Source organism: Leucobacter tardus (genome assembly GCF_017583045.1).
GTDB classification, from domain to species: domain Bacteria; phylum Actinomycetota; class Actinomycetes; order Actinomycetales; family Microbacteriaceae; genus Leucobacter; species Leucobacter tardus.
Genome location: NZ_JAGFBF010000001.1, coordinates 914,265 through 937,615, shown reverse-complemented (window position 1 = coordinate 937,615; position 23,351 = coordinate 914,265). Strand labels below are relative to the sequence as shown.

The 23,351-nt window shown below is 65.9% G+C and carries 18 protein-coding genes and 1 pseudogene; 10 read left to right on the top strand and 9 right to left on the bottom strand.

What is annotated here, in order from left to right; all coding sequences use genetic code 11:
• The first annotated feature begins 532 nt into the window (after window positions 1-532).
• Both J4H85_RS04485 and J4H85_RS04480 read left to right on the top strand, forming a co-directional pair.
• Window positions 533-1,339: an SIR2 family protein gene (locus J4H85_RS04485; RefSeq protein ID WP_208237172.1), complete on the top strand. Its 807-nt coding sequence runs from the start codon at window positions 533-535 to the stop codon at window positions 1,337-1,339.
• Window positions 1,336-3,069, top strand: coding sequence for an ATP-binding protein (locus J4H85_RS04480; RefSeq protein WP_208237171.1), 1,734 nt, complete (start codon window positions 1,336-1,338; stop codon window positions 3,067-3,069). The genes J4H85_RS04485 and J4H85_RS04480 overlap by 4 nt, the downstream gene beginning before the upstream one ends.
• 145 nt (window positions 3,070-3,214) lie before the next feature.
• Here J4H85_RS04480 and J4H85_RS04475 read toward each other — a convergent pair whose 3' ends face one another.
• Window positions 3,215-3,832 carry a hypothetical protein gene (locus J4H85_RS04475; protein ID WP_208237169.1) on the bottom strand — a complete coding sequence of 206 codons (618 nt, stop codon included), beginning with the start codon at window positions 3,830-3,832 and terminating at the stop codon, window positions 3,215-3,217.
• A 354-nt stretch (window positions 3,833-4,186) separates the two neighbouring features.
• Between J4H85_RS04475 and J4H85_RS04470 the strand changes: the two genes are divergently transcribed.
• Window positions 4,187-4,630, top strand: coding sequence for an Lsr2 dimerization domain-containing protein (locus tag J4H85_RS04470; protein ID WP_208237168.1), 444 nt, complete (start codon window positions 4,187-4,189; stop codon window positions 4,628-4,630).
• A 6-nt stretch (window positions 4,631-4,636) separates the two neighbouring features.
• Here J4H85_RS04470 and J4H85_RS04465 read toward each other — a convergent pair whose 3' ends face one another.
• Window positions 4,637-6,247 carry a recombinase family protein gene (locus J4H85_RS04465; protein WP_208237167.1) on the bottom strand — a complete coding sequence of 537 codons (1,611 nt, stop codon included), beginning with the start codon at window positions 6,245-6,247 and terminating at the stop codon, window positions 4,637-4,639.
• Window positions 6,248-6,252: 5 nt separating this feature from the next.
• On the opposite strand from J4H85_RS04465, the pseudogene J4H85_RS04460 reads away from it, so the two are divergent.
• Both J4H85_RS04460 and J4H85_RS04455 read left to right on the top strand, forming a co-directional pair.
• Window positions 6,253-6,378 (top strand): annotated as a pseudogene (locus J4H85_RS04460) (LLM class flavin-dependent oxidoreductase); the annotation flags it as partial.
• Between the two features lie 106 nt (window positions 6,379-6,484).
• Entirely contained in the window at window positions 6,485-6,928 is a 444-nt protein-coding gene (locus J4H85_RS04455) for a GNAT family N-acetyltransferase (protein WP_208237166.1), read from the top strand.
• A 43-nt stretch (window positions 6,929-6,971) separates the two neighbouring features.
• On the opposite strand, the gene J4H85_RS04450 is transcribed toward J4H85_RS04455, so the two are convergent.
• Complete coding sequence (locus J4H85_RS04450; protein ID WP_208237165.1) at window positions 6,972-7,622, bottom strand: NAD(P)-dependent oxidoreductase; 651 nt, start codon at window positions 7,620-7,622, stop codon at window positions 6,972-6,974.
• 160 nt (window positions 7,623-7,782) lie between these two features.
• Between J4H85_RS04450 and J4H85_RS04445 the strand changes: the two genes are divergently transcribed.
• Entirely contained in the window at window positions 7,783-8,148 is a 366-nt protein-coding gene (locus J4H85_RS04445; protein ID WP_208237164.1) for a winged helix-turn-helix transcriptional regulator, read from the top strand.
• 3 nt (window positions 8,149-8,151) lie between these two features.
• Here J4H85_RS04445 and J4H85_RS04440 read toward each other — a convergent pair whose 3' ends face one another.
• Window positions 8,152-8,661 carry an SRPBCC family protein gene (locus tag J4H85_RS04440; protein ID WP_208237163.1) on the bottom strand — a complete coding sequence of 170 codons (510 nt, stop codon included), beginning with the start codon at window positions 8,659-8,661 and terminating at the stop codon, window positions 8,152-8,154.
• 208 nt (window positions 8,662-8,869) lie between these two features.
• On the opposite strand from J4H85_RS04440, the gene J4H85_RS04435 reads away from it, so the two are divergent.
• The 4 genes from J4H85_RS04435 to J4H85_RS04420 all read left to right on the top strand — a co-directional run bounded on the left by J4H85_RS04435 (window position 8,870) and on the right by J4H85_RS04420 (window position 12,577).
• A complete protein-coding gene (locus J4H85_RS04435) occupies window positions 8,870-10,624 on the top strand; it encodes an ABC-F family ATP-binding cassette domain-containing protein (protein ID WP_208237162.1) in 1,755 nt (584 codons plus the stop codon).
• Between the two features lie 101 nt (window positions 10,625-10,725).
• On the top strand, window positions 10,726-11,445 hold the full coding sequence (locus tag J4H85_RS04430) for a VIT1/CCC1 transporter family protein (protein ID WP_208237161.1): 720 nt from the start codon (window positions 10,726-10,728) through the stop codon (window positions 11,443-11,445).
• A gap of 14 nt (window positions 11,446-11,459) precedes the next feature.
• Window positions 11,460-11,801, top strand: a complete 342-nt coding sequence (locus J4H85_RS04425; protein ID WP_208237159.1) for an MGMT family protein — start codon at window positions 11,460-11,462, stop codon at window positions 11,799-11,801.
• Window positions 11,798-12,577 (top strand): LysR substrate-binding domain-containing protein, encoded by a 780-nt coding sequence (locus J4H85_RS04420; RefSeq protein WP_208237157.1) that lies wholly within the window; start codon window positions 11,798-11,800, stop codon window positions 12,575-12,577. Before J4H85_RS04425 ends, J4H85_RS04420 begins: the two co-directional genes overlap by 4 nt.
• Window positions 12,578-12,589: 12 nt before the next feature.
• Here J4H85_RS04420 and pip read toward each other — a convergent pair whose 3' ends face one another.
• From pip to J4H85_RS04395, 5 genes are all read right to left on the bottom strand, one after another.
• Window positions 12,590-13,579 (bottom strand): prolyl aminopeptidase, encoded by a 990-nt coding sequence (gene pip, locus J4H85_RS04415; RefSeq protein WP_208237156.1) that lies wholly within the window; start codon window positions 13,577-13,579, stop codon window positions 12,590-12,592.
• A 27-nt stretch (window positions 13,580-13,606) separates the two neighbouring features.
• Window positions 13,607-15,703 carry an acyl-CoA dehydrogenase family protein gene (locus J4H85_RS04410; RefSeq protein WP_307863403.1) on the bottom strand — a complete coding sequence of 699 codons (2,097 nt, stop codon included), beginning with the start codon at window positions 15,701-15,703 and terminating at the stop codon, window positions 13,607-13,609.
• 268 nt (window positions 15,704-15,971) lie between these two features.
• The gene (locus tag J4H85_RS04405) at window positions 15,972-16,763 is read right to left on the bottom strand and encodes a DUF4870 domain-containing protein (RefSeq protein ID WP_208237155.1); all 792 of its coding nucleotides are present in this window, start codon (window positions 16,761-16,763) and stop codon (window positions 15,972-15,974) included.
• A gap of 41 nt (window positions 16,764-16,804) precedes the next feature.
• Window positions 16,805-18,433 carry a DEAD/DEAH box helicase gene (locus tag J4H85_RS04400; RefSeq protein ID WP_208237154.1) on the bottom strand — a complete coding sequence of 543 codons (1,629 nt, stop codon included), beginning with the start codon at window positions 18,431-18,433 and terminating at the stop codon, window positions 16,805-16,807.
• On the bottom strand, window positions 18,430-23,343 hold the full coding sequence (locus J4H85_RS04395) for an efflux RND transporter permease subunit (protein WP_208237153.1): 4,914 nt from the start codon (window positions 23,341-23,343) through the stop codon (window positions 18,430-18,432). Before J4H85_RS04395 ends, J4H85_RS04400 begins: the two co-directional genes overlap by 4 nt.
• Window positions 23,344-23,351 lie beyond the last annotated feature (8 nt).

Below are 23,351 nucleotides of genomic sequence, written 5' to 3'. Positions count from 1 at the left end.
GAGCTCCAGCGTGACGTTGAACTCTGCCACGAATTCCGGCGTTGCACGCGGCAGTCGTTCGCCAACTTCGGTTCCCGGACAGTCCCGGAGTCCACGATCTGTGGTCATTTTTCTCTCTAGTACGGGCACGCATCGCCAAGCTGGGAACCAGGACGCTGACGGCCGGCACAAAATAGATTGTAGGTCTACACATAGATGACACGTGTCCTTCGCTCTCTTCTCTGCAAGAATGGCCGGAAGAAGCACAGTCGCTTCCCTTCGTCCACCATCGAGTACGGGGAATTACATGGGCCTTGACCAAGATGAGGTCTACTCGGAAGTGCAGGGTGTTTTTCGGCGGGGTCTGGTGGTCGTAGTCGGCTCAGGAGCTTCCTCCGCGCATGGACTCCCCGGAATGGGTAAGTTAGCGGATCATCTTATAAGCAATGTGCCTGCTCAAATCAGGTCGCAGGGGTTAGCCTGCACACCCGAGTGGGCCGCAATCGAGCAGTCCCTGCACTCAGGGAAGGGGCTCGAGGAGGCGCTTCACAGTGTGGCTGTCTCCAACGAGATGACCGATGTCATCGCCGAACAAGTCGCAGACTGCATCGCCGAACGCGAGATTCCCGCCATAAATGAGCTTTTAAGTGGGGCTCCCGTTCCAGCGTTCAGTCGCCTCTTTCAGCACATGCTTCATAGTGCTGAGCGTGTAGATGTCATCACGACGAATTACGACAGATTGCTTGAAGTGCAGGCTGCTCGCGTTGGGATTGGTGTCGACTCAATGTTCTATGGACACACAGTCGGAAAGTTCGACCCCGTACGGAGCAGGCAGGCTATGCTTCGCGCCGAAAACCAGACTGGTCGTGGGAGATTTGCATCAATGAAAGTCATTCCTCATGTGCGACTCTCAAAGCCCCACGGCAGTCTCGACTGGTTCACATTCAACAACGAGCACTTTCGAAGCGACTTGACGATTCCTGGGTCTCGACGAATAGTAGCCCCCGGAGGCAACAAGTACCGCCTAGGGTACGAAGTTCCCTTCGATCAGCAGCGAGAACAAGCTAATCGGGCCATCGATTCGGCGTCCGCACTCTTATTCGTCGGGTATGGCTTCAACGACGATCACTTACAAACGCACATCGCGAACAGGATTCAGCAAGTCCCATCGGTCGTCTTGAGTCGGACCATCACTCCGAATGCTCGCCGTTATCTGTCGACCAGCCCTTCCGCGTACGGGATAGAAGGACACATTTTAGACACTCAACACACGCGAGTAACAAGAGGGGAATACGAGATCAGCATCGATCGTCCCATTTGGGATTTGAATTGTCTTCTAGAAGAGGTACTAGGAAAATGAACAGCACGAACATTCTGGACTTTCCGCGCGACGCTGCACTCGGACGAGTCTTCAGAGTCGATACCGCTAGTGTCTGGGCCGAAGCGACTGACCACGATCGCTTGACCAGGGTTGGTGTTGGCAGCCTTGTCGCATTCCAAGGTTCCAACTCCTCCGAGTATTTGGTTGGCATGCTCGATCGAGTTACACGTGACCTACAAGATGAGGCGTTGCTGGATGATCTAGAAGAGGAAGGAGTCGTGCCCGTGGAGGCACGTCAGCGCGATCTCCTGCGAGTGGTCCTTCTTGGGACCTATAGAGAAGTAGATGGGACGAAGAGGAACACCTTCAAGCGCGGTGCCGATAGCTACCCCCTTGTTGAGTCGCCCTGCTGGGTGATCGATGGCACCAACTTGCAAGGACTCATGGGTTTGCTAACTCAACAGCTTGAGCCTGAGAAGCAGTTACGGCTCGGTACCTTCGTTGCCGACCCCACTGCTCGCGCTGTCGCGGACGGCGATAGGCTTTTTCAACGGCATGCGGCTCTACTTGGAAGCACCGGCTCGGGAAAGAGCTGGTCTGTCGCGCTCATCTTGGAGCGAGCAAAAGCTCTTTCGCACCCGAACCTGATTGTCTTCGATATGCACGGCGAATATGCGCCGCTGTGTGAAGGTCCCAATCCAATCGCGCAGGGTTTCAGAATCGCCGGCACCGGGGACTCCGACGCTGTCCACCATTCGCTCTATCTTCCCTGGTGGCTTATGAATCAAGAGGAAATGCAAGCGCTCTTATTGGATCGCTCAGAGTCGAACGCACCCAATCAGGCCGCTAGGCTCACTCACCACGTGCGCGATCTCAAGCGAGAAAGCCTGGTTGAAGCTGGCAAGGATCACGTTGCAGACCGCTTCACTGTGGACAGCCCCATTCCCTTCAGCCTCAGCGACCTCATCTCTCGACTTGAGGGCGACGATACAGAAATGGTCCCTGGTTCACGTGGGGACAAAGGTGGTCCATTCAACGGACGTTTGACTCGTTTCATCGCCAGGCTCCAGGCTCGAACCGAAGACCGACGTTTTGGATTTATGTTTAGCCCTCCGGACGAAGCTGTCGAGTACGAATGGCTCCACGACCTTGCGAAAAGCCTCCTGGGAACAGCTCCGGGCATCAAGGTCATCGACTTCAGTGAAGTGCCGGCTGATGTGCTGCCAATTGTCGTTGGAGTTCTTGCTCGGGTTCTTTACGAAGTACATTTCTGGACCGAAGAGAAGAAGCGCACTCCAGTCACATTCGTTTGCGATGAAGCCCACCTGTATCTTCCTGCGAACGCGGGCGGAGCCGCCGAAGTGCGTGCGCTCGATTCCTTTGAGCGAATCGCCAAAGAAGGTCGCAAGTACGGCATCTCTCTTCTTGTCGTGAGCCAACGTCCCTCAGACGTCAGCCGAACAGTTCTCTCGCAATGCAACAACTTCATCGCACTGAGGTTGACGAACGATCAGGATCAAGCAGTCGTAAAGCGCTTGATGCCAGACAGTATGGAGGGTATCGCGGCAGCGTTGCCGTTGCTAGACGTGGGAGAAGCTCTAGTCTTGGGCGACTCGCTTGTGCTCCCCACTCGAATACGACTGGACGCACCGTCGGTAAAGCCAAACAGCGCCACGAAGAACTTCTGGACTGAATGGAATGAATCAGAAGTCGAGGAGTCTGACCTCGTGGACGCTGTGGAGGCGATGCGGATGCAATCACGACCGTAGAGCACTCTTGGGTTTCGGCTCGCGGACAGCCCTGAAGACCACAATTTCCCACGGTTGCGCACTCGTATGCGCACACTTTCGTCTTCGCTGCGAGACAAAGCAGCTGGGGCGCTACCCGTAGTGAGTAGCGCCCCAGCTGCTTGGCTCAGGCAGCGATGTCTACTTGTTCAACGTGCCAATCGTCATGCAGGTCTTCCCAGGTGATCTCTCCCGCATCGAGAGCCTCTTGCGCCTCACCAGCCTCATTCATGAGCCTATGCATCGCTAGCGCGATGGCTGTCCGGAAGTGCCCCGCGGCTCCCTCGGAATGGAACAAATGTGCCATCAGTAGGATGTACCCGGTTCGCACCTGATCTGGCCACTCAACCAGTGGCGGGTTCGAGAGTTTCATCAACACCGATGGGAACTCGGCTTCGTCCAAGAACCGATGCTCTTCGCAGATTATGAAGCCAGGACGCATGTCGTCGAGCGCGATCTCACTGAGGATTCGCAAGACCGCGGCGTCATATGAAAGAACTTCATTGTGAAACGCAATGACGATGCTCTGCTGAAATCCTGCCGAGATCTCCTGCGGATGTAGCGACATGAGGTGATTCAAACGGCCACAGGACGTTAGTTCGCCCCAAACCTTTTCTCGCATCATTCGCGTCTTTCGGCTTGCTTCAGGGCTAAGCCCCTCCAGAGTCGATCGATTTTCAAGCTTCTTCTTCATGTTGTTCTCCTTCATCTTTCGGTTCTTCTTGTTGCGTGTCGTCTTACCCATAACGGGCTCCTTCTTGTTGTGGCTCGGTTGAGCCGGATTTTTTCGTGCGATTCGGTTTTCAAGGTCATAACCCAGTAAGGTCCCGGCTCCTCGTTTCCTCCCCGGGGTGGCTTATGTCTTCAACATTACGGACTGAATCTTGGACATTCAACGCGGTTCACGCGCCCCCGGAGGGCACTGCGAAAAGTGGTCATCCTGCCCCGTAATCACGCGGGCGAAATCTCAGAACTGCAAGAAAAAGAAAAACTTGATGCACCGCATTCGGCGTGTCGCGCCATTGAGGGAATTAGCGATTAGCATCGGAATCTCAAAGATTAACGCTCCACTGCCAGCGATGTGAAGTAGAATAAAGACGTGGCAGACGTAGTGATGAAAGTTGACGACCTTGACGGGACGCCGATCCCGCCGGGACAGGGCGGAACCGTGCATTTCGGTTTTCGTGGCGCGCAGTACGCCATTGACCTGACCTCGGAGCACGAGGAAGAGCTGGCGGGTCTTCTCACCCCCTACATCAGGAAGGCGCGCGAAGCCGAGTCTCTGGAGTCGCTCAACGGAGAGCCTCCATTGGCTACCGATGAAGCTGATCGAGAGATGGCCAAGCTGCTACAAGCCGAGGCGAAGCGAAACCTCAAGCTTGGCAAAAAGCCCTATGACACCATCGCGGCACGTGAATGGCTCACTGAGCGGGGCGTTGAATTCAATCAGATGGGGCGACTCGCGAAAGAGTATCGCGAGATTTACGAACGGCACTTCGGTTTACCGAGCTACGACCTCGCGGCGAAGCACTCAAAGGGTTGAACGCGCTCAGTCGCGCCACACGGGATCGATTCGCGATTCGAAACTCTCGCGTGACTGCCTGCCCGTCTTGCCTTTCTTGACGATCACCATCTCCAGTTCACCGCGGAGGAGCAGGTTCAGTTCTCTCGTTTCCTCATCGGTGGCAGCGAATGGCAATTCTTCGCGACGCCCCGGCGTCTCTTCGACCTCATCGTCACCCCATCTCTGCGACTCCACTGACTTCGGGCGATTGGGGGTGTAGCGCAGGAATTGCCCCTGCACTTCAAGCAGCCATTCCAACGCCTCGCTGCTCCGGCGCAGAACGCTTGGCGGCGCATCTTCTTCTGCCAGGAACTCGTCGAGTTCTCTCTGCAATACAATTTGGCGCTGGTCGAGTTCATCCACCTGCGGGAACACGATGCCACCAGATAGCTCGCCATTTTTGTAGGCAGCCATCAGCTCCGCGATTTGCTCCCGCACTCTCGCAAGCTCCCCGTGGTGCGGCCAATCGGTCGCCTGCTTGCGGCTATCCTCGCTTTCCCGAACTGCACCGGCTTCTTCGCGAACGGCACGCTCGATCACTCTTTCGATGACGAGTTGTTCGAGCAATCCAGCTGAGACACCCACGTGACCTTTCTTGCATGCGTAGAGCGCACGGCTTCGCGTGCCAGATGGAAGCTGCCCGTAGAGCGGCTTCGTGCACTCACCGCAGCGGAGCAACGAGGCGAGGGGCCAGCTTCCCGTGCGAAGCTTCTTCCGAGAGAGCTTGCCGAGCATGGTGAGCGCTTGCTCTCGATCCTCCGCGCTAATGATGGGCTCCCACGAGCCGCGCACGAGTCGCCCCTCCGAATCCCGCAGCGGCTTTCTGTGGCGGGTGCGAACCCCCGCCGTTCGCCAGCCAAGGAGTACGCGGTAAACGACCGACCATTCCCACTCTCCACTCGGCTTCTCCTCTTTTCTGGATTGGCTCGGGTCGACAGCGGTGCGAACCCCGGCGCGGTTCCACTCGTGCTGAATGCTCGCAATCGAGGCGCCAGCCTTAACCTTCTCGACGGCGCCGCGAATGAGGCTTGCTTCGCTCTCGCGGATGTGGATTCCATCTTCTTCCCAGCCAAAGGGTCGCTGTCGCTGCCGCTTGGGCTTGCCCGCATACGCATGACGTTCGAAGGTGGCTTTCTGGCGCTCAGAGATTGTGCGCGCCTCCCCTGCCGCGACTGCTCCGAGTATGCGAGCCGCCATGATGCCCTGATTGCTGGAGAGATCGTAGTGCTCGAATCGATGAGTGCGGATCTTGATTCCAGTGGTCTCGACGAGCTGGATCAGCTCTTCCAGTTCAGCGGGTCGTCTTGTGAGACGGTCGTCCGCGTAGGCGAGGATGTAGTCAAACTCGCCCGTTCGTGCCGCGGCGAGCATCTTGTCGTACTCAACGCGACTCTTTGACTGAGACCGCTCGGATGCGCCTGTGCCATCAGATTCACGGTATGTCGCAACAACGGTGAGTCCATTCTTCACCGCGAGCTTCTCGCAGAGCTCGATCTGACCGTCGAGCGTTTCGCCCTCATCCTTCTTGTCGCGGCTGATTCTCGCGTAGATTACTGCTCGGTTCCCGCTGCGCTCCGTCACGAATTCAATGTACATCAAAGTCAATGCCCAATCAGTTGGGACCGGAGTACAACCTGCACGTGCTCGAGTCGTTCGCGCAGCACGTCGCACCCGCGCTCGGCTGGAAGCCGAACACCGAGGGGCCGGTCACGGGCGACGCGATCTGAGCGCCCCCGCCCCCGCCTGAACCCCGCTCCGAGATCCGTCTGCTTCCTCGGTGCGGGGTTCAGGCTGCCCTCGCGAGACTCACCGACGCAAGATACGGTGAAAGGCGTGGAAGATCGACGTACCGTCCGCGTGCTCAGCAAAGGCGCCATGCAGCGCGCAGACGTCCAAGCCCTCATCCGGCTCGCTTCAGACGCCGACGGCGAGCGCCTGCGACGACTCATGCTCGATGAGCTCAGGCACCTCTCGGTACTCGGGATCACCGACGAGGATCGCGTCGTCGGATTCGTCGCGTTCGACGTCGATCGCGACCCGGCAGTGATCGAGTACATGGCGGTGGCACCAGACCAGCAAGGGCGCGGTCACGGCTCCACGCTCGTGCAGGCGACTCGTTCGGCGGCCCGAGACGGCGCCGTGTACGCGGAGACCGACGACGATGCCGTGGAGTTCTATCGCCGACTCGGGTTCGCGGTGGTACCGCGGGATCCCGATCCGCGCTGGCCCGACCGTCAACGCTACGCGTGTCTCCTCGGCGCGGCAGCGGGAGGGTGATGCCCCCGCCCGCGCCGCGCTCGAATGGTCGGAGTGACCGAAGTCAGTAGGCGACGGTGAACCGCTGGCGGCGATGCTCGGGCCGCTCGATCTCGGTGACGAACGCGTCTGCGAAATCGGCGCCTGAAATCTGGGATTCACCGGACTCGTCGACGAGCAGCACGTCACCGCCGATGCGGTAGGTGCCGGTCGCCTCGCCTGGCGCCCACTCGCCGAACCCGCCCGCCGGGCTCACGTAGAACCAGTCGAGTTCGGTCGATGAGGCCAGCAGGTCCTCGAGCACGGCTGCCAGCTCGGCTGCCTCCGGCTTGATGGCGTCGGGGAAGTCGGGGGTGTCGGCGACGCGCGGCCCGCCCTCGGCGACGACCAACGATCCGGCGCCGCCGACGACGCCGAAACGCACACCGGCGCGCTCGGCCTCTGCGGCGATCTGCTGTTCGATGGCGCGCAGCTTGCCGGTCCCCTCGAGCTCGCCCCGCGGTGAGAGCGTCGACACGACCACGTCGGTGTCGGCGACGGCCGCCCGGATCACCGAAGCGTCCTGCACGTCCCCGGTCCGGTACTCGACGCCGACGATTGGCGATTCGGGTGCGCGTCGGCTGTACGCCGTCACGCTGTGGCCGCGTTCCGCGGCGACGCGAACGATGTTGCGGCCGGCGTAGCCGGTGCCGCCGAGAACGGTGATGCGAGTCATGGGAGCTCCTGTCGATGCGTGGAATGCGGTCCGTCGGGCCCGATCGGTCGTTCTCCGATCATCGGCCCCTCCATGAGTTACTATAGGTAACTAGATACCTGTACGCAACTTGGTATCATGAGAAAGTCCCGAGTGCCCGCGATCGCCGAGAGGAGCCGCTATGTCCGACGCCGAATGGGATCCCTACAATCGGGACTGTCCGAGCCGAACCCTGCTGGATCGCGTCTCGAACCGGTGGAGCATCCTGGTGATCGGCACGCTCGCATCGGGTCCGAGGCGTTTCAACGAGATCGCCGCTGCGGTCGACGGCGTCTCGCAGAAGATGCTCGCCCAGACACTGCGCGGCCTCGAGCACGACGGATTGGTGACGCGCACCGTAACGGCCCAGGTCCCGGTCAGAGTGGACTACGCGCTGACCGAGGCCGGCCAGTCTCTGCGGGAGCCGCTCGCCGCCCTCGAGGGCTGGGTGCGCGCGCACATGTCCGATGTCGCGGCGGCGCGTGGCGAGACCGCGGGAGTCGCGTAGGCGTCAGCCCGCGAGCGGATGCTTGGCGCGCTCGAGGTAGGTCTCGATCAGCGCCGGGAAGTAGTCGTCGAAGTGCGGGTGCTCCGCATCCTCGGTCGCGGCCACGAGCATGTCGAGGTAGTACTCCCAGCCGGGCCCCACCGCCCCGACGTCCGTGTCGGCATCGAGATGATGCACGAATCCGAGCAGGCTCTCATCGTCGCCGTCCGCTTCGAGCACCAGCTCCAGGCGCCACGACCCCATCTCATCGGAGGTCTCGATCGCGAGCCGGTGCGGTGCCTCGCACGCGACGATCCTCGCCTTCGCCGCTGGGGCTTCCTCCTCGAACGCCATCCGAATGCGAATCGCCCCGCCGGGACGACCATCGCCCTCCCACTCCCCGAACCAGAGCGCGGTGCGCTCGGAGTCCGTGAGGAACTGCCACGCTTCCTCGAGCGGAACCGCGAGCGACCGAACGAGACGAAGATCGCGCCCCTCGGGCGTTTCGACAACCTGACCGGTGACCTCGGGCATGTGGCGACCTCCTTGCGTGCGAGTGAACAGGCGAACGGTCGGCGATGCGGATCGCCGGCCCGCGATCCAGGGTACGCCACCGCGCTGACCCCGCACTCTTGACCACCGCCTCAGATTTGTTAGAGTTCCGGTGTGAAGTCTTGAGCATCGATGAACCCCTGCGTCCGCGGCAGTGCCCGGCAGGGTCGATCTCGACCTCGAGGAACACATGTCGTTCTCTGCACTCTCCGCTTCCGCGTCCGCCCAGCCCACGACCCAGCTCCGCGTCGCGGGCCTCTCGCACGCCTACGGCGCCCGCCGCGTCCTCACCGACATCTCGTTCACGGTGCCCCCGGGCGAACGGTTCGGCCTGATCGGCGAGAACGGGTCGGGCAAGTCCACGCTGCTCCGCGTCCTGGCGGGAACGCTCCCCGCCGACACCGGCGTCGTGCACGCGATCGCGTCGGGTGGCGGGAGCCCCCGCATCGGCCTCCTGCAGCAGGAGCCACCGTTCGGCCCGGACGAGACGGTCGCCGCCAGTCTCGACACCGCGATCGCGCCGGTCCGCGAGGCGATCGATCAGGTGGATCGATGTGCGCAGCTGCTCGCACAACGCCCCGACGACCCCGCGTCCGCCGACGCCTACGCCGCAGCCCTCGACACCGCGGAGCAGTTGTCGGTGTGGGACGTCGATGCGCGCGTGGATGCCATGCTTGCGGGCATGGGGCTGGCGAGCATCGCACGGGACCGCCCCACCGGGACCCTGTCCGGCGGCCAGCGCGCGCGACTCTCCCTGGCGTGGTTGCTGCTCAACGCGCCCGACGTGCTGCTGCTCGACGAACCGACGAACCACCTCGACGACCGGGCGACGACGCATCTCCTGCGCGTGCTCGAGCGCTGGCGCGGGCCGGTGCTCTTCGCCAGTCACGACCGAGCGTTCCTCGACGACGCCGCGACGTCGCTGCTGGACCTCGATCCGGCACCGCGTCCGCACGCCGACACCGGACCGCTGGTCCAAGGCGGAACGGGAACCGGCATCGGTGCCACCCGCTTCACGGGCGCCTACTCCGAGTATCTGACCGCGCGCGCCGCGGATCGACAGCGCTGGGAGCAGCGCTATCGCGATGAGCAGGGAGAGATCTCGAGACTCCGTGCCACCGTCCGCGGCGGCCACCTCGTCGGGCACGCCGACTGGACACCCCGCACCGAGCAGCGCGGGGCCCAGAAGTTCTATGCCGACCGCAATGCCAAGGTCGTCTCGCGGCGAGTCAACGATTCTCGGTCACGACTCGACGCGCTTGAGGAACAGCAGATCCGCAAGCCTCCGACCGAACTCACGTTCGCGGGACTGACGGTCGGCGCGGACCGGATCGCCTCGGTCGCGCACACCGCGTCGAGCGGCGGCCCCGTCCTCACCGCGACGGGACTCACCGTGCGCGATCGGCTCGCCCCGGTGGATCTCGCGGTGAGTGACGGCGAGCGCTGGCTGCTCACCGGCCCGAACGGATCGGGCAAATCGACGCTGCTCGGCGCGCTCTCGGGCAGGATCACGCCCACCGCCGGGGCGGTATCGGTGCGCGGCGGCGTGCGCATCGGCGTGCTCGCGCAGGAGGTCGACCTGCCGGATCCGCAGGGACGGGGGCACTCGCGCACCGTCCACGAGGTGTACGCCGACGGGGTCGGGATCCCCCGGGCCGACTCGGTGCCCCTCGCGACGTTCGGGCTCATCGCCGGTCGCGACGAGCACCGGCCGGTGGGCGAGCTCAGCGTCGGCCAGCAGCGGAGGCTCGCGCTCGCGATCCTGCTCGCCGACCCGCCCGACGTGCTGCTCCTCGACGAGCCCACGAACCACCTCTCCTTGGCGCTCGTCGAAGCCATCGAGGCGGCACTCGTCGAGTACCCCGGGACCGTGGTCGTCGCCTCGCACGACCGCTGGTTGCGTCGCCGTTGGGAGGGGCGAGTGCTCGCGCTCAACGGACGTTGAGCGCCCGTTCCGAGTTCGCCATGTCGAACTCGGGACGGCGGCACCACGACGTCGCGAGGACGCTACTGCCTCACGCGCGAACGTTGCTAGCGTTGCCTCACGTGCCAGACATCGATATCTCCCAGCCCCACGACTACGACCACCGCCACGCGGACGTCTCGTCCGGTTGGTTGCGCGCCACCGTCTTCGGCGCGATGGACGGGCTGGTCTCGAACATCGGCCTGATCGCGGGCATCGCCGCGGCCGGTGCGCCGCGTGGAGTCATCGTCCTCACCGGTGTCTCAGGACTCATCGCCGGCGCCATCTCGATGGCCCTCGGCGAGTACACGTCGGTGCGCACCCAGAACGAGCAGCTCGACGCCGAAGTGAACATCGAACGCGCCGCGCTCGCGCGCAACCCCGAAGGTGAAGAAGCAGAACTCGCGGCGCTCTTCCGTCGCCTCGGCATGTCGGACGATGTGGCCGTGCAGGCCGCGGCCGAGGTGCACACCGACGGCGAACGCGCCCTGCGCGTGCACCTGGCGCACGAGCTCGGGCTCAACCCGGAAGAGAAGGCGTCGCCCTGGGTCGCGGCGTTCTCGTCGCTCGCCTCGTTCAGCATCGGCGCCTTCATTCCCGTGGCCCCGTTCATCTTCGACTTCGGCTCGATCTGGTCGGGTCTCGCCTTCGGCGGGGTCGGCCTGCTGCTGGCCGGCGGACTCGCCGCAGGCTTCACGAGACGCAACCGCCTGCTGGGCGCGGCGCGACAGTTGCTCTTCGGAGGTATCGCCGTCGCAGTGACGTACTCGATCGGCATGCTCCTCGGGGTCTCCGAGTTCTGACGTACCCTTGAGGGATGCCGTCCGCTGAGTTCGTGGAAGACGTCCTGGACGTCGTCGCACGCATCCCCGCGGGCCGGGTCATGACATACGGCGACGTGGCGCACGCGATCGGCTCGAATGCGCCCCGCGCTGTGGGGCGGGTCCTCGCCCACTACGGGCACGCGGTCCCGTGGTGGCGGGTGGTGCCGGTGAGCGGCGACCCGCCGCAGGGGCACGCCCGTCTCGCGCTGCCGCACTACCGGAACGAGGGCACGCCGCTGCGCGAGCCCGTGACGGATCCCGATCGCTACCGACTCGCCCTCTCGACCGCGCGACTGCGCTTCGACCACGACATCTACCGGCGGGAGACGCCATGACTTCGCACCCTCCGATCAGGCTCGGCTTCGCACGAGGTGTGGCCCCGAACACCTGGGCGAGGCGGTGGACCGCAGCGCGCCCCGGATCCCCGCTGGAACTGGTTCCCGTCGACGTGGCCTACGGCGCGGCGCCAGCTGCAGCCCTCGACGCCCCCATCGATGTCATGATCGAACGCACCCTCCCCGGGCGGCGACCCGAACAGGACGAGGCCGCACCCCGGCACGCCATGCACCTCTACACCGAGCAGACCGCGCTGGTGCTGCCCCGCGATCACGAACTCGCCGAGGCGACCGGGATCCCGGTCGCCGACCTCGCACTCATCACGCTCCTGGCGCACCCGGATCACCCGCCCGAGTGGGGAGCCCCGCACCCCTGGGCGGATCCCGCACTGGCACCGAAGCATGTGCCGGCGGCTCTCGATCTCGTCGCCGCGGGACTCGGCGGCATGCTGTTGCCGCTCCCCCTCGCCCGGCACCTGACGCGCAAGCGCGAGCACGCGATCCTCACCCTCATCGGCGATCCCGTCCCCCCGGGGGCCGACGTGTGGGCCACCTGGTCCGTCGCCCGCGACGCGGAGGACGTGCAGCAACTCGCCGGAGTGCTGCGCGGTCGCACCGCCCGCAGCGCGCGTGCCGAACGTGAGACCGCTGATCCGGAACCCCCGCGGGCCTCGTCGCCGACCCGCAAGCCGAAACCGGCGTCGAAGAAGGCCGGTCCGCCTCCGGGGTCCCGCGGCGCGCAGCTCGCCGCCGCGAAGCGCCGGAAACGGCGCTAATCCCGAGCCGGATTACGCCGCGGAACCCTCACCCGCGAACCGGTCGGTGGCACGGACGAGGGCGTCCACGATGCCCGGCTCGCTCGCCGCATGACCCGCATCCGGCACCATGACGAAGTCGGCCTCGGGCCAGGCGCGGTGCAGATCCCAGGCCGTGCGCGGCGGCGTACACGCGTCGTACCGACCCTGCACGATCACCGCCGGAATCCCGCTGAGCGTGGTCGAGGCGTCGCGGATCAGCTGCCCCTCCTCGAGCCAGCCGCCGTTCGAGAAATAGTGGTTCTCGATCCTCGCGAACGCGACCGCCGAGGCCTCATCGGCGCGCGCCTCCGCGATCGACGCCTCATCGGGGAACAAGCGGATCGTCGAGTTCTCCCACACCGTCCACGCGACACCCGCAGGCACGTGGACCGCCGGGTCGGTATCGAAGAGTCGCCGATGGTACGCGGCCACGAGGTCGCCGCGCTCCTCCTCCGGGATCGGGGCGAGGTACTCCTCCCAGGCGTCCGGGTACAGGTGCGAGGCCCCGTTCTGATAGAACCACTCGATCTCACTGCGTCGCAGCGTGAAGATGCCGCGCAGCACCAGCTCGGACACCCGATCGGCGTGCGTCTCGGCGTAGGTGAGCGCGAGCGTCGACCCCCACGACCCGCCGAACACCTGCCAGCGGTCGATGCCAAGGTACTCGCGCAACCGCTCGATATCGGCTACGAGGTGCCACGTGGTGTTGGTCGAAAGGTCGGCGTCGGGCGCGCTCGCGTGCGGCGTGCTGCGCCCGCACCCGCGCTGATCGAACAGCACGATCCGGTACCGCGACGGGTCGAAGTAGCGGCGGTGATCCGGAGCGCAGCCGCCGCCAGGGCCGCCGTGGAGGAAGACGACCGGCTTGCCGGCGGGGTTGCCGCACTCCTCCCAGTAGATCTCGTTCCCGTCGCCGACGAGAAGCTTGCCGAACCGATCAGGCTCGATCGGCGGGTACAGGGAGCGCAACTGATCCGTCATGCTCCCACCCTATGCCCGCCGCCGGCGTCAGCCCGCGGCCACACCTTCAGCAACTGCCTCGGCCACGTGGGTCGTCTGCGCACGCTGCTCGCGCTGCCGCTGCTTGCGCAGCTCCTTCTCGTGCACCGGCCGGGTGCCCGCCGCGATCTGCGCATCCACGTACGCCTGCGCCTCGTCCTGCCGCTCCGCTTCGATGCCGGTCGCGATCTCGGCTCGCAGCACCTCGGGACTGATCCCGAACACTTCGACGAGGTCGAGCGCCTGGTGCCTGAGGCGACCGATGAGTCGGTCGACGTATGCCGTGACCGCATCTGCGCGCTGCGCGCTCAGGCGTCCGCGCATGAGGTACCAGGCGAGGTTCTTCTCGACGAGGCTGAGACCGAACAGGTCGCGCAACCAGGTGAGCACCCGCAGGGTGTCGGGGTCTTCGACGCGTTCGAGCGCCTCGGTGAACGCCTCCCACTGCAGGAGTTCGGCGTGCGACCTCGCGGCTTCGATGAGGGTGTGCTGCTGCGCGTTGAACGCCGCCTCGGTAGCCACGGCGCGCTCCTGACCGGAGACGCCCGTACCCGCCGATTTGAGCGCGAGCGCGACCTCGGCGACCATCGACTCCACGCGGTCCGTGAGCAGGGCGCGCTGGGTATCGGTGTTCCGCAGGTTTTCGACCGAGCGCCCCACCTGTCCGAAATCGGCCACGCTCTGGGCAATACGCCGCAGGCCGAACCGGGTGACCCGCTCACCGATCTGCCCGGCGGCGGCGCGGGCGAGCGCCGCCCGATCCGCACCCTTGAACTGGGCGGCGTAATCGGTCAACAGCCGTTTGCCGACCAGCTGCAGCAGGACCGTGTTGTCGCCCTCGAAAGTCGCGTAGATATCGAGATCGGCGCGGAGAGACGTGAGACGGTTCTTCGCGATGAATCCCGCTCCACCGCAGGCTTCGCGCGCCTCCTGCAGCGTGTCGAGCGCGGCCCAGGTCGAGAGCGGTTTCAGCGCGGCAGCGAGTGTCTCGAGATCCTGACGGTTCTCGTCGGTGTCGTGCTCACCCGAGAACACCTCATCGAAGACGGTGAGCAGTCGCTCGCTGGCGAACGCCATCGCGTACGTCTGCGCAAGTCGCGGGATCAGGCGCCGCTGGTGCTGGCCGTAGTCGAGCAGCACGGTGTCGCGACCGTCGGCCCCGGCGAACTGACGACGCTCGTTCCCGTACGTGATGGCGACAAGCAGCGCCGCCTCCATCGCGCGCACCGCGGAACCGTCGAGCGACACCCGGCCCTGCACCAGCGTGCCGATCATCGTGAAGAAGCGTCGACCCGGGCTCTCGATCGGCGAGCTGTACGTGCCGTCCGCAGCGACATCGCCGTAGCGGTTCAGCAGATTCTCGCGCGGGATCCGCACGTGCGTGAAGTGCAGTCGCCCGTTGTCGATGCCGTTCAGACCGCCCTTCACTCCGTCGTCCTCGGCGCCGACACCCGGCATCAACTCGCCTTCGGGCGTGCGGATCGGCACGAAGAACGCGTGCACGCCATGATTCACTCCGCGGGTGATGAGCTGCGCGAACACGACCGCGGCCTGTCCGTGCACCGCGGCGTTGCCGAGGTAGTCCTTCCAGGCGCCGGTGAACGGCGTGTGGATCTCGAACTCCTGCGCGTCGGGATCGTAGGTCGCGGTCGTGCCGACGGCGTCGACATCCGATCCGTGGCCGATCTCCGTCATGGCGAATGCGCCCGGCAGCTTGAGGCTGATCACGTCGGGCAGCCAGCGCTCGTGGTGCCGCTGCGTGCCGAGGTGCAGGATCGCCGCACCGAACAGGCCCCACTGCACGCCGCTCTTGATCTGCAGCGAGGGATCCGCGAGCACGAGCTCCTGGAACGCGGCGATGTTGCCGCCGTGGTTGTCGCCGCCGCCGACGCTGCGGGGGAACGCCCGCTGAATGGCGCCTTCGTCGACCAGCACCTGGAGCTGCTCGAAGACGCGCGCACGATGCTCGTCCATGGTGATGCCCGGAGGGGACTGAACGCGCGGGTCAGCAGCGAGCTCGCGGGCCTCCAGCCGCTCCTGCTTCCATTTGCCCAGCAGCAGGTCGCTCACCAGGTCGGTATCGATACGGGGGTCGTTCTGTGCCACGTGTCCTCCTTCGCACGGCCGCGGCACTTCGCGCCGCGGAGATCGCGATCGGCCTGCGATCGCCAGATGCCCTCAGCGTAAGCCGAGAGGTGCGCAGCACGAATCGGGCCTGACTGGGCAGACAAATGGGGAGCGGCACACACCGCTCCCCATTTGTCGATCATCTCCAATCGCGCGCGACCAGCACTGTGGGAACCCTCCGGAATCGAGCATCACTCCCGTCGGACTCCTGGAGCACGCGCGCCCCGCATCGGGCACCGGATCGGTGTCAGCTGCGCTCGCGGAGGTAGGGGATCACGAGCGCCGGCTTGAAGACGCGTCGGTCCGCCTGGACCGTGCCCATGATGGTGAACACGAGGTGCGTGATACCGGTGGCGAGAATCACGAGACCGCCGATGGCGACGATCACGAACGCGATGCTCGGGTTGCTGCCGCTCGACTGCAGCGACGCGCCGGTGGCACCGCCGATGATCATGAGGATGATCGCGCCCACGATGAACGTCGCGACACTGAGCGCCCAGTTCGCCGCCCAGCGGGCGTTCTCACGAACAACGGCGTTCGCGTCGCGCCGGGCGCTCGCGTTCATGGCGAGTGCGACGATCAGGAAGACGATGAACCCGACGTACGGAATGTAGGTCAGGAACCCCATCGCCCAGAACCGGCGACCGCTCGGCATGACGTACCCGTAGGGCGCCTGAGCATACGGAGCCTGTCCGTAGGCCGGTTGCGCATACGGCGCGTTCGGATCCTGCGGGGGCTGGTGGCCGTATCCGGGCTGCTGCCCGTACGGAGGCTGCTGTCCGTACGGTGGCTGCTGCGGGGGCTGTTGGCCGACGGGAGCCTGCTGACCATACGGTGCCTGCTGGCCGTAAGGAGCCTGCTGGCCGTAAGGAGCCTGCTGGCCGTAAGGAGCCTGCTGACTGTAGGGGGGCTGCGGCTCGTGAGGTGCTTGCGGTTCTCGCGGCTCGTACGGCGGTGGCACACTCGCTCCGGCGGTCGGCGGCGCGTACCTGGGCTGCTGCTCCTGCGGTTCGTTCTCTGGCTGTTCGTTCTCAGGCACGGTGCCTCCTCGAGTGACGGTGGTGCGAAATCAGTATTGGCTCAGAGTTGCTGGCCGGGAACGAAATCCTGGAAGACTTCCGGTTCGATCCCAGCCTCATCGAGCATCTCCCGCGTGCGCTTCTGCCTGGTGCGCGGGATCACGGTGATCACCTCTCCCCGGTTGCCCGCGCGGCCGGTGCGTCCTGCGCGGTGGAGGTAGGTCTTGGCCTCATCCGGCGGATCGGCCTGCACGACGAGTTCCACGTCGTCGACGTGGATGCCCCGTGCCGCCACGTCCGTGGCGACGAGCACGTCGGCCTTGCCCTCCGAGAACTTGGCGAGTCCGCGCTCGCGCACCGCCTGCTTGAGGTCGCCGTGCAGAGCGACGGACCGCACCCCGGCGTCGGCGAGCATGCCGGCCACGCGTTCCGCGTAGGCCCGCGTTCGCGTGAACACGATGGTGCGTCGACGGTGCCGCGCGAGCTGCACGAGCACGTCGTCCTTGTGCTCTCTGAGCACGACGAATACGCGGTGCCTCGTGTCCTCGGGTGCCTCGGACGCGACTTCATGGACAACGGGATTGCGGAGGAACTCTTCCACGATCGCGTCGACATCGCGGTCGAGCGTCGCTGAGAACAGCAATCGCTGCCCACCGCGCACGGTGTCCCGCAGGATCCGCTGCACCGGCTCGAGGAACCCGAGCTCGCACATGTGGTCGGCCTCGTCCACCACGGTGATGAGCACTTCGCGCAGGTCGAGTTTCCGGCGCTGTACGAGGTCTTGAATGCGTCCGGGCGTGCCGATGACGATGTCGATCCCCCGTTCCAGCGCGTGAATCTGCGGATCGATCGGCACACCCCCGACGAGTTGCGCTGTGTAGAAGCCGACGGATCGCGCGATGGGTTGCACGGTTCGATCGATCTGCAGCGCGAGTTCGCGCGTGGGGGCGAGGATCAGAGCCTTCGGGTTTCGCGTGCGCGCTCGCGTGCCGCGCTGACGCTCACCCCGTTTGAGTGGTGCTTTCGACTTGTGGGGTGCGGCGTCTGCCGCGAAGGCGCCCGACGCCTTCAGGTGCAGCATGCGCTCGACAAGGGGCGCGGCGAAGGCGATCGTCTTACCGGATCCCGTGCGTCCTCGTCCGAGCACGTCTGTTCCGGCGAGCACATCGGGGATCGTCGCCGACTGGATCGGGAACGGTCGATCGGCGCCGAGCTCTCCGAGGGTGCGCACGATATTGCCCCCGAGGCCGAGTTCCGCGAACGACGCGTCAGCGGGAATCGTACGATCACTGCCTCGCGCACTCGACTGCGGTCCGGGTTCGCCGTCGGCTCCGAAGGTGAACACCCGGGCGGAGCGCTGGTGCGGCGGCGGGCTCGATGTCGTGCGCGGCTCACGCACCTCCGCGGGCTTCGCCGGCCGACCGGCTCGGGACGGCGCTGGCGCCGATGAACGCTCTCCGCGTTGCGTGCGCTTCGAGCCCGCAGCGGGCCTGCGCTCATCGCGCGGGGCGGACTTCCGCCCGGCCGGCTCGTCGCGCGAGGCGGATTTCCGTCCGGCGTTCTCGTCGCGCGGGTCAGCGCCTCCGCGGGGCGCGGGATCCTCGCCCCGCGCGAATCGGCGAGGTTTCTTGCCGCGATACGGCTCGTAATTGCCGGGCGCTTTGTATCCGCGTTTCTTCCGCTGGGTCATCGGCGCTCGCCCCCCGCGTCAGTGTCCGAGGACCGTTCTTGGCCGTCCTCGTCCTCGTCCTCGTCCTCGTCCTCGTCGTCCTCGTCGTCACTCGTGACGAACAGATCCTGCAAGAACGCCGCCGCAGTATCCGGACCGGCTACGCCGTCATCATCATCCATCGAGGAACCGGCGGTGTCATCAGCGTGCTCCGCAGGGACGGCCGTCGCACCGGGAAGGGGAGGTCCGGGCAACGTCAATGGTGTAATCGTCTGAGTATCGTCGCGTGCCGTCTCGTCGTCGCGGTCATCAGCATCGCCGGTTTCGGGAAGGATGAAGAACTCGGGCTCGAGTCGCTGTCCGCCGTCGGTCTCGGACGCGTCCGCGACCGGGGACGTCGGTTCGGGATCGGGCTTCGGCTCGGGCTCGGCTAGAGGTTCGGGCTCCGGCTCCGGCTCCGACTCCGGCCCGGCCAGAGGTTCGGTTTCGGGGTCGGTCTCCGGGTCGAGCTCGAGTGCCGATTCAGGTTCGGATCGGAGTTCCGGAGCGACCACGGCTTCCGGCTCGATGTCCGCCTTGAGCGCCGCCTCGGACTCGTCCACGTGATCAACGTTGAGATCCTCGCCCACCGTCTCATCCGCTGCGTCGTGCACATTTTCCTGGCGCTCGACCTCTCGGTGCGACTCCATTTCGCTCACGGTCTGCGGGTGATGGAGCTGCGTGTCCCGATAGGCCTCGGCCATGAGCGCGTCCCAGCCGAGTTCACCGGTCGCCGGCGACGGCACGTCGTCGATCGGCGCGCGACGCGCCCAGGGGTCGGACTCGGGTTCGGTGTCCACGATCGCCGCGGGATGCTGCTCGGGCTCGGGCTTGGGCTCCGGCTCGGGCTCGGGCTCGAGTTCGGGCTCCGGCTCGGGCTCCGGATCCGGCTCGATGAGCACCGCCGTCACCGGCTCCGGCTCCGTGGTCTCCGGGTGCACCGGGTGCACCGGGTCCGCGTCGACCTGATCCGCGTCGACCTGATCGGCGTCAATCGGGTCGGCGTCGACGGGCTCGTCAGCAGCGAGCTCATGGGCGACGGGATCCGTGGTCACCGGTTCGCCGTCGGTCGAGACGGTTTCTCGCTCGTCTGCTGCGACCGCTTCACGTGCGGCGGCGGCCTGGCTTGCGGCGAGGAACGCGCGGTAGTCCGCTTCGGCCTGCGCGGCGGCGTGAGACGCGGCATCACCCGGTGCTTCTGCACCGTGCTCCGGGGTGTGCTCGGCACCGCGCCAGAACAACCGACCGCCTCGACCGATGACGCGGCTGCGGCGCCCTTCCGGAGTGTCAGCGCCGTGCGCGGCGTGGTGCTCGCCGTCGTCCGGGGTCTCGGAACGTGCATCGGCCAGGGCTCCAGCACCGATCGCGGCGGCGCCACCGGCGATCGCACTACCGGCGACCGCGCCACCGGCAGCCGCACTTCCGGCACCCGTGCCCTCGGTGGCAACTTCGCCGACCGGGTCGACACCGTCGGCATCCACCGGCAGCGCCGCACCGCGTCGGGCCCGCCGAGCGCGGCGGCTCTCGCGAGTTTCGACGCGCTCCGGGGTCGCCGCTCCCGCGCCGGCCAGCGTCGGGACCACGGCGTCCCCGCCAGGACCCGCTGGCGCCGGGCCGTCGGTGTCCGGCCCGCCGGGGCCCGACCCGTCCGGGCCGTCTCCGCGGCGCGCGCGACGGCGCTCGGCCCGCTGCTCGCGGCGCCGTTCGACGATGTAGTAGAGCGTCGGCAGCACCACGAGCGTGAGCACGGTCGACGAGAGGAGTCCGCCGATGACGACCACCGCAAGCGGCTGCGAAATGAACCCGCCCTTGCCGGTGATGCCGAGCCCCATCGGAGTGAGCGCCAGGATCGTGGCGAGCGCCGTCATCACGATGGGACGCAGCCTCAGCAGCGACCCGTGCTCGACCGCTCGCTGCAAACTTTCGCCCCGCGACCTGAACTGATTCACCAGGTCCACGAGCACGATCGCGTTCGTCACCACGATACCGATGAGCATCAGCACGCCGATGAGCGAGGCGACGCCGAGCGGAATGCCGGTGACGACGAGGAGCAGGATCGCGCCGGTCGCCGCGAACGGCACCGAGACGAGCAGCAGCAGCGGCTGCAGCAGGCTCTTGAACGTCGCGACCATCACCACGTAGACGATGAGGATCGCCGCCAGCAGGGCGATGCCGAGCTGCTGGAACGCCTCCGACTGCTGCGACATGACGCCACCCACGCTGGCCGACGCCCCGTCGGGCAGCTCGACGGCGTCGAGGGCTTCCGAGACCTGCGTGCCTGCGGTGCCGAGATCGTCGCCCTCGGGCAGTGCCGACACCGTCACCATGCGCACAGTGTCTTCGGTGCGCACCGTCACCGGGCCGTCCGCGATGTCGACCTCGGCGAGGCTGTCGAGTCGCTGTTCGCCCTCGGGGGTCTGCAACTGCAGTGCGCGCACGCCGTCGACGTCGTCGGGAGTCGCGCCCTCCGAGACGTAGACGCTCACGGTGTTGGCATCCATCGTGACCTGCCCGACCTCGGTCGGCTGCATCCGCTGGGAGATGATGCCGGCGAGTGCCGCCTCCGTCAGCCCGGCGTCGGCGGCGGCTGAACGGTCCACGGCGATCCGCAGGTAGGGGCGGGAGGTGCCGAGGTCGCTCTCGACCTGCACGAGTCCGGGGCGGTCGCTCAGTTCCGCGACGACCGCGTCGCTCGCCTGGGCGAGCGTCTCCTGATCCGGTGCCGAGACGTTGACCTCGATCGCACTGGACGCCGTGACGCCGCCGTCGGACGAGCCCAGCGAGAATTCACCCGCGTCGTCGAGACCGTCGACCGCGGAACGGATCCGATCCTGCACGTCCGTCTGCTGCGCGTCGGGGTCGGTCGTGATCGAGTACGTGATCGTGCCGTCGCCTCCGCCGCCGAAGATCGATGCCATGCCTCCGGCATCTCCGATCGTCACCTGAACGGTGTCGACGTCAGCGACGTCGGTGAGGGCGTCCTCCACGCGCTCCGCCTGCGCCAACTGGGTGTCGAGGCTGGTGCCGGGCTCGAGCGCTTGCGTGAGCCCGACGGAGTTCTGCTCGTCGTCACCCAGGAAGTTGGTCTTCATGAGCGGGCTCAGCGCGATGGTGCCGCCGAAGACCAGCGCGGCGATGACGAGGGTGATTGCCGGGCGGCGCAGCGTCCAGTCGATGATGGGCCGGTACGCGCGCTGCAACGGCGTCACGTGGTCGGGATCGCGCTCGGCGGCGACCATTTCTTCCACCGAGGCGTTCTTGCGGCGTAACCATTGGGGGCGCCGCGCGTAGCTCGCCGGCCTGAGGAACCAGTAGGCGAGTACGGGAACGATCGTGAGCGACACGAGCAGCGATGCCGCGAGCGCGAGGGCTGCGGTGAACGAGAACGGGCGGAAGAGTTCTCCGACCATGCCGTCGACGAAGGCCATCGGTAGGAAGACGGCGATGGTGGCCACCGTGGACGCCGTGATCGCTCCGGCGACCTCACGCACCGCTCGCACGATCGTGGGCCCGCGGTCGGCGGCCTCGGTGAGGTGCCGTTTGATGTTCTCGATCACCACGATGGAGTCGTCGACCACACGGCCGATGGAGATCGTCAGGGCGCCGAGCGTGAGCAGGTTGAGGGTGTAGTCGGCGAAGTTCAAGCCGATGATCGTGATCAGCAACGACGTCGGGATCGAGATCGCCGTCACCAGTGTGGCGCGCACCGACATCAGGAAGACGAGGATCACGATGACCGCGAAGACCAAGCCGAGGAGGCCCTCGGTGCTCAGTGTCTCGATCGACTGCTCGATGTAGGGGGCCTGGTCGAAGACGACCTGCAACTCGGCGCCTCCGAGCGCCGATTCGACCTCAGGCAACGCGTCCAGCACCGCGTGCGAAACCTCGACGGTGTTCGCCGCCGACATCTTCGTGATCGCGATGGTGATCGCCGGCTCGCCGTTCACCCGCGAGATGCTCTGCTGCGGATTCGGCTCGAGCGCGACCTCTGCGACGTCACCGATGTTGACGGGTTCCGGTTCGACCGCGGTCTGGTCCTGCTCGGGGATCTGCGACGGATCGATGGCGGTGTCACCACCTGCCGCATCGCCGCCCGGCACCTCTCCCCCGGGAGTCTGCTGCTGCAGCGCGGCGAGATCTTGCGCACTGCGCGCGACGGGAAGCGCAGCGATGTCATCGGCCGAGGTGAGCTCGCTGCCGACCTGCACCGCGAGCGAACGATCCGCATCGGGAACCGTTCCCGCTGCGACGAGCACGCCGCTCTGCTGCAGCGTGTCCGTGATCGACTGGGAACTGACCCCGTTCTCCGCGAGGGCGTCGGTGTCCGGCGTGATCGTGATCCGGTCGCCCCTGGCACCGGTGAGCTGCGCCTCGCGGACCCCGTCGAGATCGGAGAGCTCGGGAATCGAGACGCGCTCGATGAGATCCGCGGTCTCCTCCGCGTCCGTGCCCTCCGGCGGGGTCACCGCGATCTGGACGACGGGGAAGTCGTCGATGCTCCCGGAGACCACCTGGCTGTCCGTCGCTTCAGGCAGTTGCTCGGAGATGCGACTGATCGCGCGCTCGACGCGCTGCTCGGTCGCCGTGACGTCGACGCCGTAGGTGAACTCGGCGAGCACCATCGACGAACCGGTGCTCGATGTCGCCGTGGTGGTCTCCAGATCGGGGACGCCGCGGAGCGCCGTCTCGATGGGCTCGGAGACGTCGTTGTTCACGACGTCGGGCGACGCCCCGGGGTACGTCGTGAGCACGGCGATCGTCGGGAACTGAACCGATGGCATGATCTCCTGCTTCAAGGAGCCCATGCTCAACACTCCGAACACCGCTGCGACGATGGTGACGAGGGCGATGAGTGCGCGGTTCTTCAGGCTGGCAGCGGTGAAGAGGTGCATGAGGTCCA